This window comes from Mesorhizobium sp. UC74_2 (assembly GCF_042701485.1).
GTDB lineage: Bacteria > Pseudomonadota > Alphaproteobacteria > Rhizobiales > Rhizobiaceae > Mesorhizobium.
Map to the genome: position 1 here is coordinate 4117188 of NZ_CP170562.1, position 12075 is coordinate 4129262.

Annotated in this window: 13 protein-coding genes; 5 read left to right on the forward strand and 8 right to left on the reverse strand. The window is 64.8% G+C overall.

The window, feature by feature from the left end:
* Nucleotides 1-2: 2 nt before the first annotated feature.
* Together ACFJIU_RS19970 and ACFJIU_RS19975 are read right to left on the reverse strand one after the other, a co-directional pair.
* Complete coding sequence (locus tag ACFJIU_RS19970) at nucleotides 3-326, reverse strand: putative quinol monooxygenase (protein ID WP_379062812.1); 324 nt, start codon at nucleotides 324-326, stop codon at nucleotides 3-5.
* A gap of 98 nt (nucleotides 327-424) precedes the next feature.
* Nucleotides 425-988 carry a TetR/AcrR family transcriptional regulator gene (locus ACFJIU_RS19975; RefSeq protein WP_379062814.1) on the reverse strand — a complete coding sequence of 188 codons (564 nt, stop codon included), beginning with the start codon at nucleotides 986-988 and terminating at the stop codon, nucleotides 425-427.
* Nucleotides 989-1071: 83 nt separating this feature from the next.
* Here ACFJIU_RS19975 and ACFJIU_RS19980 point away from each other — a divergent pair, with 83 nt between their 5' ends.
* On the forward strand, nucleotides 1072-1980 hold the full coding sequence (locus tag ACFJIU_RS19980) for an SDR family oxidoreductase (protein ID WP_379062816.1): 909 nt from the start codon (nucleotides 1072-1074) through the stop codon (nucleotides 1978-1980).
* Nucleotides 1981-1989: 9 nt separating this feature from the next.
* Here ACFJIU_RS19980 and glcF read toward each other — a convergent pair whose 3' ends face one another.
* From glcF to ACFJIU_RS20010, 6 genes are all read right to left on the reverse strand, one after another.
* Entirely contained in the window at nucleotides 1990-3309 is a 1320-nt protein-coding gene (glcF, locus tag ACFJIU_RS19985; protein ID WP_379062818.1) for a glycolate oxidase subunit GlcF, read from the reverse strand.
* A 2-nt stretch (nucleotides 3310-3311) separates the two neighbouring features.
* Entirely contained in the window at nucleotides 3312-4514 is a 1203-nt protein-coding gene (locus ACFJIU_RS19990; protein WP_379062819.1) for an FAD-binding protein, read from the reverse strand.
* On the reverse strand, nucleotides 4511-5095 hold the full coding sequence (locus tag ACFJIU_RS19995; protein ID WP_379062821.1) for an ASCH domain-containing protein: 585 nt from the start codon (nucleotides 5093-5095) through the stop codon (nucleotides 4511-4513). Before ACFJIU_RS19995 ends, ACFJIU_RS19990 begins: the two co-directional genes overlap by 4 nt.
* Nucleotides 5096-5105: 10 nt before the next feature.
* Entirely contained in the window at nucleotides 5106-5381 is a 276-nt protein-coding gene (locus tag ACFJIU_RS20000; RefSeq protein WP_379062823.1) for a hypothetical protein, read from the reverse strand.
* Nucleotides 5382-5516: 135 nt separating this feature from the next.
* Nucleotides 5517-7013, reverse strand: a complete 1497-nt coding sequence (locus ACFJIU_RS20005) for an FAD-linked oxidase C-terminal domain-containing protein (protein WP_379062825.1) — start codon at nucleotides 7011-7013, stop codon at nucleotides 5517-5519.
* A 156-nt stretch (nucleotides 7014-7169) separates the two neighbouring features.
* Nucleotides 7170-8492, reverse strand: a complete 1323-nt coding sequence (locus tag ACFJIU_RS20010; protein WP_379062827.1) for a DUF3422 family protein — start codon at nucleotides 8490-8492, stop codon at nucleotides 7170-7172.
* Nucleotides 8493-8694: 202 nt separating this feature from the next.
* Between ACFJIU_RS20010 and ACFJIU_RS20015 the strand changes: the two genes are divergently transcribed.
* The 4 genes from ACFJIU_RS20015 (at nucleotide 8695) to ACFJIU_RS20030 (ending at nucleotide 11926) form a co-directional block, all read left to right on the forward strand.
* Nucleotides 8695-9546 carry an FCD domain-containing protein gene (locus ACFJIU_RS20015; RefSeq protein ID WP_379062829.1) on the forward strand — a complete coding sequence of 284 codons (852 nt, stop codon included), beginning with the start codon at nucleotides 8695-8697 and terminating at the stop codon, nucleotides 9544-9546.
* Nucleotides 9543-10679, forward strand: a complete 1137-nt coding sequence (locus ACFJIU_RS20020; protein WP_379062831.1) for an L-lactate dehydrogenase — start codon at nucleotides 9543-9545, stop codon at nucleotides 10677-10679. The genes ACFJIU_RS20015 and ACFJIU_RS20020 overlap by 4 nt, the downstream gene beginning before the upstream one ends.
* Nucleotides 10680-10819: 140 nt before the next feature.
* Entirely contained in the window at nucleotides 10820-11038 is a 219-nt protein-coding gene (locus tag ACFJIU_RS20025) for a hypothetical protein (RefSeq protein ID WP_379062833.1), read from the forward strand.
* Between the two features lie 192 nt (nucleotides 11039-11230).
* Complete coding sequence (locus ACFJIU_RS20030) at nucleotides 11231-11926, forward strand: metallophosphoesterase (RefSeq protein ID WP_379073174.1); 696 nt, start codon at nucleotides 11231-11233, stop codon at nucleotides 11924-11926.
* Nucleotides 11927-12075 lie beyond the last annotated feature (149 nt).

Here is a 12075-nt window from a genome sequence, read left to right on the forward strand (position 1 = left end):
GGCTAGACGAGGTCAAAGGTCTTCCGGCTGTCGCTCCTGAGCGGCTGCCAGACCTGGATGTCGCGCGGACCCTCCAGCACTTCGTCCAGCGCAGCGTGCCATTCCTCGCGGTAGGGGCGCTTCAACTGCACGTCGAGCACGTCCTGATGATCGACCCAGGTCTCGTGCAGCAACAACCGCAACGGATCTTGCGGATCCCGGTGCAAGGTGGCGGAGATGAACATCTCTTCGTGACGCATCGTGTCGAGGACACCATCGAGCAGCATCATGAACCGCTCCTGATGCTGCGGGCGGACGCGAAAGCCGATGATGTAGGTGATGGCCATTGTTTTTCTCCTGTCTGGGCTCGATGGCGCGCAAAATGCCAGACCGAGCGACAGCGGCAATGACCTCGCAGGTAATGAAATCCCGGCAGCGGACCGGATCAACGCGGCAGCAGCGCCGTAACGAACTGGCGCAGGCTGGTCTCGACGAAATCCTCGACGCGCCCTTGCGGGTCAAACCCCCACCACAGCAGCGAACCCTGCCACTGCGAGGCCATCAGCAAGCCGACATCCTGCGGCGCGACTGCGGTATCCGCGAAACACGTGTCGAGCACGGCTGAGAGACGCCGGCGCCAGGCTGCGCCGCGCGCCCGCAGCACCGGGTCACGCAGGTCCTCGCGCAACACGAGCAGGCCCTCCGCATAGGCTTCGATCTCGCCGTAGCCGCGCGACAGGTCGACCAGCAGGTCGACCGCCCCTTCCGGCGTCCTGGCGACGCTGCCGCCAAGCTCTTCGGTGCGCGTGTCCAATCGGTCCCAGGCGGCCAGCAAGGCAGCCTGCTTCAGCCCGGCCTTGGTCTTGAAGCGCTGCACCAGCGTTGCCGGGGAAAGGCCGCAGGCGCGTGCCAGGCTCTCGAAGGTCAGCGCCTCGGGGCCGCGCTCATGGATCAGGCCCAGCGCGATCTCCAGCACCTTCTCGTCGGACAGCGTTTTGGGTCGCGGCATCTTGATTTCCGATTAATAAGTGAATATTCATTTATATATTATTTCACATCACGCCATCAAAGGCAAAAGCCCAGGAGGTTTCAATGACTCTTGCTGGAAAGGTCGCGCTTGTCGCCGGCGCAACACGCGGTGCTGGGCGCGGGATAGCGGTCGAACTGGGAGCTGCCGGCGCCACGGTCTACGTCACCGGGCGCACGACGCGGCAGCATCCATCCGAGTACCAGCGGCCCGAGACGATCGAGGAGACCGCCGAACTCGTCACTGCTGCCGGCGGCAGGGGCATCGCCGTTCAGGTCGACCATCTCGTTTCGGAAGAGGTCGCGGCCCTCATGCAACGCATCCGCGCAGAGCAGGGCCGGCTCGACATCCTAGTCAACGACATATGGGGCGGCGAGAACTACGTCGAGTGGAACAAGCCCGTATGGGAACACGACCTCGCCAAGGGCCTGCGCATGCTGCACCTGGCTGTCGACACGCATCTCATTACCGCGCATCACGCTTTGCCGCTGCTGATCGAAAATCCCGGCGGACTGCTGGTGGAGGTGACGGACGGGACGGCTGAATACAATGCCAGCCACTATCGCCTCTCCCCTTTCTACGATCTTGCCAAGGTGGCGGTGAACCGCATGGGCTGGTCCCATGCCAAGGACCTTGCACCGCATGGCGCGACCGCAATTTCGCTGACGCCCGGCTGGCTGCGTTCCGAAATCATGCTGGAGACCTTTGGCGTCAGGGAAGAGAACTGGCGTGATGCAACAGTGAATGTGCCGCATTTCGTCATTTCGGAAACGCCACATTTCGTCGGACGTGCGGTCGCGGCACTTGCGGCCGATCCGGACCGCGCGCGCTGGAACGGCCAGTCGCTGTCGAGCGGAAGCCTGGCGAAAGAATACGGCTTCACGGATCTCGACGGGTCCCGGCCGGATGCCTGGCGTTACATCGCCGAGGTCGAGGAACCCGGCAAGCCGGCAGACGCCACTGGCTATCGGTAGCGTGCCGGGTTAGGCCGCCTTGCCGCCGCGCAGTTCGGCAGGCTGCTCGCCGCCATAGGCCCAGTCGAGCAGCTTCACCGTATGCACCACCGGCAGTTTCGCGGCCGAGCCGATCTGCGTGATGCAGCCGATGTTGCCAGTGGCTACCACGTCGGCGCCGGTGGCGGTGATGTTCTTGACCTTGCGTTCGAGCAGGCGAGCGGAAATCTCCGGCTGCAGGATGTTGTAAGTTCCCGCCGAACCGCAGCACAGATGCCCTTCGCGCGGCTCCTTCACCACGAAACCGGCACGGGCGAGCAGCTCCTTCGGCTGTCGCGTGATCTTCTGGCCATGCTGCATGGAGCATGCGGAATGATAGGCAACGACCGTGCCCGGCTTGCGCGCAGGCTCCGGCAGGTCGAGCGTGGCGAGATATTCGGTCACGTCACTGGCGAGCGCCGACACTTTGGCGGCCTTTTCGGCATAGGCCGGGTCCAGCCGTAGCATGAAGCCATAGTCCTTGATCGTGGTGCCGCAGCCCGAAGCGGTGATGACGATGGCGTCCAGCCCCTCCCCCTCGATCTCCCGCGTCCATGCATCGACATTGCGGCGGGCCGAGGCGAGCGCCGCCGCCTCACGGCCCATGTGATGAACCAGCGCGCCGCAGCAGCCCTCGCCTTGCGGCATCACCACGTCGATGCCGAGCCTGTTGAGCAGCGACACCGTTGCCTCGTTGATGCCGGGCTCCAGCACCTGCTGCGCGCAACCGGTGAGCAAGGCGACCCGTCCCCGTCTCTGCCCCTTCGCGGCGCTGCGCGCGCCGGGTCTGGCCAATGGCGATGCCGCCGGCACGCTGGCGGGCGCCAGCTTCAGCATGGCGGCGAGCGGCTTCAGCGCCTTGCTGTTCTCGAACAGTCCCATGAAAGGCCGGCCGAGCCTCGCCAGCTTCAGCGCGGCGCGAAAGCGCACCGGATGCGGCAGCACGAAGGCGAGTACGGAGCGGATCAGCCGGTCGGCGAGCGGGCGCCTGTAGGTCTTTTCGATATGGCTGCGCGCATGGTCGACCAGATGCATGTAGTTGACGCCCGAGGGGCAGGTCGTCATGCAGGCGAGGCAGGACAGGCAGCGATCGACATGGGTGACGATCTCCTTGTCGGCCGGACGGCCATTCTCCAGCATGTCCTTGATCAGGTAGATGCGCCCACGCGGGCTGTCGAGTTCGTTGCCAAGCGTTACATAGGTCGGACAGGTGGCGGTGCAGAAGCCGCAATGCACGCATTTGCGCAGGATCTTCTCCGATTCCGCGACATGCGGATCGGCAAGCTGGTCGGCTGTGAAAGAGGTCTGCATCGTTATGCCATCCGGCCGGGATTGAGGATCTGCCTGGGGTCGAACTCGGACTTGAGCCGCTCGGCAAGGCCAGCCAGGGCCGGGGGCTGCGGCTGGAACACCGGCGTCGCCGCACGGACGCCGGGGGCAGCACGGACAAGCGTCGCGTGGCCGCCGCCGAAATGCTGCACCGCCGCCCGCACCAACTGGTCTTCCGGTTCGCCCATTTCCATACTGAGCCAGATCAGACCGCCCTGCCAGTCGTAGAACACTTCCACCGCCGACTGCATGCGCAGCGCCATCACCATGGCGTGGCCATCGGCGGGTGCCATCGACACGCGCCAGAGCGGCTTGTCAGAGCCGGCGAACGGCATGCAGTCGCGGACATCGCGCCAGATGGTGGCGGACGCTTCGCCGGCGATCTCCTGCAGCGGTCCGGCATTGCGCAGCAGTTCCTTCAGCGCGCCGATGCGATAGGTCACCGAAGGACCAAAGCCTTCGACGCGCAGCAGGGTCGCCGCCTCATTGCCAAGGGCGCCGGCGGCGACACGCGCCGCGATGCGCTCCGGCAGATGCGCGGCGCTCGACACTTCAGCGCTGGAACCAAGCGCCAGCGACATGGCCGCGGCAGCGTTGTCGTCGAGCAGGCCACGCACGGCCAGCGTCACCTCGGTTTCCGCCGCCGGCAACACCTTGAAAGTGACATCGGTGAACACCGCAAGCGTGCCCCATGAGCCGGCCATCGCCTTGGAGAGATCATAACCGGTGACGTTCTTGACGACGCGGCCACCGGATTTGAAGGCCTCGCCGCGCCCCGACACCGCATGGATGCCGAGGATGTGGTCGCGTGCAGCCCCTGCCTTCAGCCGACGCGGGCCGGAGAGGTTGGCGGCAAGCACGCCGCCGATCGTGCCCCTGCCGGGCTCCTCGCCAAGCAGCCGGGCATAATCCATCGGCTCGAAAGCAAGCTGCTGGCCGTTTTCGCCAAGCAGTGTCTCGATCTGAGCCAGCGGTGTTCCGGCGCGCGCCGACAGCACCAGTTCCGCCGGCTCATAGAGCGTCACACCGGAGAGCTTCGAAAGATCGAGCGTGTGTTCGGTCTGCAGGGGTCGGCCGATCGCGCGCTTGGAGCCGTGGCCGACGATCTCCAGTGGCGCCTCTTCGGCGACCGCCCATTGCACGGTGGAAAGCACTTCGGCAGGCGAGGTTGGGATGAAGGTGGTCACAGCCGATGCTCCCGCAGCTTTTCCAGCACCGCCTCGCCGCGCGGCGAGAGCTGGTAGCCGATGTCAAGGCTCTCCGTCAGGCCCAGCTCCTTCAGCCTACGCACATCCTGCTTGAACTTCAGCTTTTCCACCCCGGCAGCCTGAGCGAGTTCGCCAGCCGGTGTGGCCGGACGGGCGCCGATAGCTTTCAGGATCGACGGGAAGTAACCCGGCTTCGCCTTGTCCCAGCGCGCGAAGCGGGCCGCCAGATCATGCCAGTCGGATTCGGACAGCTTCGCCGCGCCGCGCAGGCCGACACGCTGGTCCGGCTCGATGCCGTCGAGAACGATCCGATAGAGCGTGCGATCGCCATCCGAGCGCAGATCAGCCAGCAGTGCGGCGCGATCGGCAAAGCCCGCCGCCTTCGCCTCGGCATCGGTCAGATCCTGTTCGTCGACCGGTTCGACCGCAGCGATACGCACCACGCCTGCCGCCGTGCGCAGGCCGGTGCCGGCTTTCACCGTCGGGCGCAACCAGCGGCGGAAGGCGAGCGTGACGTCGCCCCGCGCGATGCCGACCAATGTTGCTTGCTTCAGTTGCACGAGATCCGTCTCACTTGAGCATGCCGTGATGGAAAGCCGCGGCAATCCAGTTCCAGTCTGCTTGGGGAAGATCGTAGGCCGACACCCTGCGCTGGCCCGAATTCGACAGGACGAGAAAGCTCCAGAGACGACCGCGCCCGGCGCGTATGCGCTCCAGTCGCAGATAGCCATGCTCGACCAGCCAGCGCATGTCGGGTGTGTAAGGCGGGCGATGTTGGCGGGCGATCCCCAAACCATCGGGAAGCTCGCGAGCGACATAACAAAGCAACGCCATGCGGCGGCGCATGGAAGGAGGGTTCGCCAAGGGCCTTGGTGGAGCGGTTGCCAGGCGATCCAACACCTCACGTTGTTCCTTGGTCTCTCGTATCCAAGCGCGCAATATCTGCCCCTTGGACTGTGGCCCAGCCAATCGCCCCATCGCTCAAAACCTCGGAATGTCGGGAAAGGCGACCTGACCGCGATGCACATGCATGCGGCCGAGTTCGGCGCAGCGGCGCAGTTGCGGAAACACCTTGCCGGGGTTGAGCAGATGGTTGGGGTCGAAGGCGCATTTCACCCGCATCTGCTGGTCGAGATCGGCCTCGCTGAACATCTCCGGCATCAGGTCGCGCTTCTCGACACCGACGCCATGTTCGCCGGTCAGCACGCCGCCGACCTCGACGCAGAGCCGCAGGATATCGGCGCCGAACTTCTCGGCCCTGGCCAGTTCCCCTGGCACATTGGCATCGTAGAGGATGAGTGGATGCAGGTTGCCGTCGCCGGCATGGAAGACGTTGGCGACACGCAAGCCGTAGGTTTCAGAAAGCTCGCGCATGCCGGCCAGCACGCGCGGCAATTCCTTGCGCGGGATGGTGCCGTCCATGCAGTAGTAGTCCGGCGAGATGCGACCGACCGCCGGGAATGCGGCCTTGCGGCCGGCCCAGAAGCGCAGGCGCTCTTCCTCCGAATTGGAGATCCGGCAGGTGGTCGAGCCATTGCTGATGGCGATCGCCTCGACGGCGCCGATCAGGTGATCGACCTCGACCGCCGGTCCGTCAAGTTCGACGATCAGCAGCGCTTCGCACTCCAGCGGATAGCCGGCCTGGACGAAATCCTCCGCCGCGTGGATCGCAGGCCGGTCCATCATCTCCATGCCGCCTGGGATGATGCCGGCACCGATGATGTCGGCCACGCACTGGCCGCCCTGCTCGCTGGTCGGGAAGCCGATCAGCAGCGCGCGCGCCGTCTCCGGCTTCTTCAGGATGCGCACCGTCACTTCAGTGACGACGCCGAGCAATCCCTCGGAACCGGTCATCAGGCCGAGCAGGTCATACCCCTCGGCGTCGAGATGCTTGCCGCCGAGCCGCACCACCTCGCCGTTCATCAGCACCATTTCGATGCCCAGCACGTTGTTGGCGGTGAGGCCGTATTTCAGGCAATGCACGCCGCCGGAATTCTCCGCGACATTGCCGCCGATCGAGCAGGCAATCTGTGAGGACGGATCCGGCGCGTAGTAGAAACCCTCCTGCTCCACCGCATGCGTGATGCCGAGATTGGTGACGCCCGGCTGTGCCGTCACAGAGCGGTTGGGATAATCGATGCCGAGGATACGGTTGAAGCGGCTCATCACCAGCAGGACCGCGTCTTGCAGCGGCAAGGCCCCGCCCGAGAGCGAGGTGCCGGCGCCGCGCGGCACGACGCGGATGTTGCGGTCATTGCAGTATTTCAGCACCCGCGACACCTGCGCCACCGTCTCGGGCAGCACCACGACCAGCGGAAGCTGGCGATAGGCGGTCAGTCCATCGCTTTCGAAAGCGCGCATCTCGTTGACGGTTTCGACGACGCCTTCACCCGGCACGATCGACCTGAGATCGGCAACGATGGTGGCGCGCCGCCCAAGCGTCGCCTCATCCGGCTTCGGCATGGCAAGACCGGACATGATGCCTCCCGCTTGGCAAATAGGCTGACTGGTAAAAGCTTTTTACCAATTTGCCGCAGTGCTTGCAAATGATGCTTTAGGCCCAAGCCCGCGCCGTCATGCGCGCACCTTCCCGCGCGTCAATCTGACGCTGGCAAATGGACAGATGGTTCCGGACTATTCGCCGGCATGACCTGCCGGCTCGCCGTGCAGGCGCTGCACCCGGCGCACGCCCCACCAAACCAGCAGCACGGCGACCGGCACGGATGCGGCCGTGACCACTTCCGGCGCAAAGGCATGGCCGAAGAAGGAGGCGCCCTTGGCGAGATAGCCGATCAGCCCGACGACATAATAGGAAACCGCCGCCACCGACAGACCTTCGACGGTCTGCTGCAGGCGCAGTTGCAGGCGGGCGCGGTTGTTCATCGAGGCGAGCAGGTCGCGGTTCTGCTTCTCCACCTCGACATCGACCCAGGTGCGCAGCAGCGTGGTGGCGCGCGTCAGCTTGCGCGACAGGTTGGCCTGCCGCTCCTCGACCGAACGGCAGGTGCGCATGGCCGGCGCGACGCGGCGCTGCAGGAAACCGGCCCAGGTGTCGTAGCCCGGCACCACCTCTTCATCGAGCGCTTCCAGGCGCTCCGTGACGATGCCGTCATAAGCGCGGCTGGCGCCGAAACGATAGAGGCTGGAAGCGGCATCCGCTTCCAGTTCGGCGGCAAGTTCGGTCAGGTCGGCGAGCAAGGTCTGGCTGTCGCGGGTTTCCGCTGCCTTCATCTCGCGGGTGATGACGGCAAGCTTGTCCTCGATGCGGCGCACGCGTGCCGACAGCGACAGCGCCAGCGGCAGGCCGAGCATGGCCAGCGTCCGGTAGGTCTCGATGTCGAGCAGGCGCTGCGACAGCGCGCCGGTGCTGGCCGCGGTCAGCGAACGGTTCAGCACCAGGACGCGGGTCAGCCCGTCACCGTCCTGGCGAAAGTCCGCGACGATGGCGGCGGCACCCCGTTCCACCAGCGAGAAACACAGGCTGGTGGGATCGAAACTGTCGAGCAGCTTTTCGTTGGCGGGGGTCCAGTTGCGGATCTCCAGCCGAATGCCGGAAATCACCGTGCCGGGCGGCGAGAAGCCATTGCCGAACGGCGTGTCCTCATGCGCGCGCCCGCTCTCGTCGAGCGGCCCTTCCCACAGATAGGTCGAGAACTCGGTGTGGCGCTCCCAGCGCAGCGAACCCTTGCCCCACTTCATGGCATGGAGGCGCGCCTGGCTGCCGGGAGCCGCGATGCCAAGGCGGCGCGAAAGTTCGGACAGCACGGCGTGGTCGACGCTGGTGCCACCCTCGGTCATGAAGGAAAGCTGGATCAGGACACGTGGCGTCTCGACCAGCGGGTGCGGGCGGGCATGCACCTCGCCGAGCGCGCTCGGGCGGCCCTCATGCGCGGGAAAACCCAGCACGCTGCCGATGGCACGCGGCCGGAATTCGAGATTGGACTGGTCGTCCGACACGGCAGTTCCCCCAGGTTCCGAGCCCTGTCTTTTGCAAAGCTCTAGGAGCAATCCGGAGCTATGACAACGAAAAGTCCGGGCGACAGGCCGTCAAAGCGACCGTCATCGCTTCGCGTTTGAACACCAAATTGGATAGATTAATTGACCAGTTCGCGTGATTGCCGCTATTCTGGGCTACAGAAGCTTTTTCTCGGGCACTCCCTTGGGCGACATCTTTTCCCGCATCGATCATTCGCGCACCGCCGACGAGGTGGTGGCGCAGATCGAGGCCCTGATCCTGGAAGGCGTGTTGCGCCCGGCCGACCGGCTGCCGGGTGAACGCGACCTCGCGCGCCAGTTCGAAGTGTCGCGGCCGATCCTGCGCGATGCGCTGAAAGCGCTGGAGACGCGTGGCCTGCTGACGACGCGGCATGGCGGCGGCACCCATGTCGCCGACGTGATCGGCCAGGTGTTCTCCAAGCCAGTGATGGAGCTGATCTCCTCGCACCGCAAGGCTGCCGCCGATTATCTGGAATACCGCCGCGAGATCGAGGGCGTCGCCGCCGAATATGCGGCCCGGCGCGCAACACCGGACGACCTTGCCCTGCTCGACCGCATCATGGCGCGCATGGACGAAGCGCACCGCACCGGAGACTTCCAGCACGAAGCCGACATCGACGTCGAGTTCCACAACGCCGTCGGCGAGTGCGCGCACAACATCATCCTGCTCCACACCTTGCGCTCCTGCTACCGCCTGCTGTCGGAAGGCGTGTTCCAGAACCGGCTGCTGGTCTTCACCCTGCCCGGCGCGCGCGACGAACTGCTGGCGCAGCACCGCGCCATCCATGCCGCCGTCACATCAGGCAACCAGGCGGCGGCACGAAAGGCGGCGATGGACCATATCACCTATGTCGAACGCTCCATGGTGGAAGCCGAACGCAGCGGCGACTGGCAACGCGTGTCGCGGCTTCGGCTGAAACAGCGCGGCGGGGACGCGAAACAGCGCGACGGGGAACCCGGCCGCAGGCGCAACGAAACGGACGCGGCGGCACGCGAAACCGGGAAAGCGGAATGAACATGCTTCTGACCATCGACGATCTCAAGAACCAGGCGCGCCGGCGCGTGCCGAAGATGTTCTTCGACTATGCCGATTCCGGCGCGTGGACGGAGAGCACCTACCGCGCCAACGAAGAAGACTTCGGCAAGATCAAGCTGCGCCAGCGCGTGCTGGTCGACATGGCCAACCGGTCGCTCGCCTCGACCATGATCGGAGAGACCGTCTCGATGCCGGTGGCGCTGGCACCGACCGGCTCGACCGGCATGCAGCATGCCGATGGCGAAATGCTGGCGGCACAGGCAGCAGAAGAGTTCGGCGTGCCGTTCACACTGTCGACCATGAGCATCTGCTCGATCGAGGACGTCGCCTCGGTGACCAAGAAGCCGTTCTGGTTCCAGCTCTATGTGATGCGCGACAAGGATTTCGTGCTCAACCTGATCGATCGGGCCAAGGCGGCCAGATGTTCGGCGCTGGTGCTGACGCTTGACCTGCAGATCCTGGCGCAGCGCCACAAGGATGTGCGCAACGGCCTGTCGGCCCCGCCGCGATTGACCCTGCCGAACCTGATCGACATGGCGATCCGGCCCGGCTGGTGCCTCGGCATGCTCGGCACCAAACGCCGCACCTTCCGCAACATCGTCGGCCATGTGAAGGGCGTCGGCGATCTTGCCTCGCTGTCGTCCTGGACGAACGAGCAGTTCGACCAGACCCTGTCGTGGGACGACGTCGAATGGATCCGCCAGCGCTGGGGCGGCAAGCTGATCCTGAAAGGCATCCTCGACAAGGAAGACGCGGTGCTGGCGGCCAAGACTGGCGCCGATGCCATCATCATCTCCAACCATGGCGGCCGCCAGCTCGACGGCGCCCCCTCCTCCATCGCGGTACTGGAAGAGATCGTCGACACTGTCGGCGACCGCATCGAGGTCCACATGGATGGCGGTATTCGTTCCGGGCAAGATGTGCTGAAGGCGCTGTGCCTCGGCGCAAAGGGCACCTATATCGGCCGTCCGTTCCTCTACGGGCTTGGGGCGGCCGGAAAGAAAGGCGTCACGCTGGCGCTGGAGATCATCCGCAAGGAGCTCGACCTGACGCTGGCGCTGTGCGGCAAGCGCGACATCAAGGATGTCGGCAAGGACATGCTTTACCGCTAGCGCACTTCCGCTATCTTCAAACTACCGAGCCGAAACGCTATCTTGCTGTTTTGGCGCATCCCGGTGCGAATATCTCTGATCAGCAGTGGCCTCCCAGGCGCTGACTTGCTAGGGTCTCGATGGGCAATGGAGACATGCTGATGGGGCGAATAGACTTCGTGTTTCGTAAGCTGGCTTGGATGGCCAACTCAGGCTCGTCACATCACGAAGCGCGGTTTGAAAAGGCGCAGGCCTTCTTGAAACCAAAGACAAAAAAAGGTCGTGAACGCCGCGATGCATTCTTCGAAAAATACCGCGGCCAAGTGCGCGGCAGCGCGCTCGTGCTCGTAGATAACGAAGGCAACCGGAGCGTCATCTAACGAAGCGTCACAAAGCCTTCCGCCGAAGAATCATTATCTCCCTTTTGCCGCATCCTTGTCCAAAAGTTCCGCGACTTTCGCTTTGCTGACCTTCGGTTCGGGATCATAATTCAACGCTCCCGAACCCATCTGAAAGCAGCTTCTCCTTTGACCGACGGTATCCATTTCCTCGACGCCCGCGCGCCGGACGGCATGCGCCTTTACGCCATCGGCGACGTGCATGGCCGGCTCGACCTGCTGTCCGGCATGCACCGGACCATTGCCGCCGAAATAGAGCGCGACCGGCCGGCCGACTGGCGCATCATCCATCTCGGCGACTATGTCGACCGCGGCCCGGACTCGAAAGGCGTCATCGACTTCCTGATCGCCGCGCAGCAGCGCGATCCACGCATCATCGCGCTGGCCGGCAACCACGATATCGGCTTCCGCGACTTCCTGGCCATGCCGGACGCCGATGGGCTGTTCGCACGCTATGGCGGCCGCGAGACGGCACTGTCCTACGGCGTGGCGATCGACTTCGCCGATCCGGCCTCGCTCGAACAAGGCTGGAAGGATCTCGTCAGCGCGGTGTCGCCCGAGCAGAAACAGTTCCTGCACGACCTGCCCTATTCGGTTTCGTTCGGTGATTTCTTCTTCTGCCACGCCGGCGTGCGTCCCGGCATCGCGCTCGACCGGCAGGCGCATGACGACCTGATCTGGGTCCGCTCCATCTTCCTCGATCATCCCGGGCTTTACGAAAAGGTCATCGTGCACGGCCACACGCCGCAGGCGGAAGCCGAGCTGATGCCCAACCGCGTCAATGTCGACACCGCCGCCTACCAGAGCGGCAGGCTGACGGCACTGGTCGTCGATGGTGCGGACAAGCGGATAGTGACTGAAGCCGCGTAGCCTTTTCCTGCCCCCTCACCGGATCATCGGGTAGCGCGGCGGTTCCTTCTCCCCTTGTGGGAGAAGGTGGCCGAGCCCCGGCGGCTTTGCCGCCGTTTGGGCGAGGTCGGATGAGGGGTGTTGGACGGAGTGCGAACGCTCCAACTGGC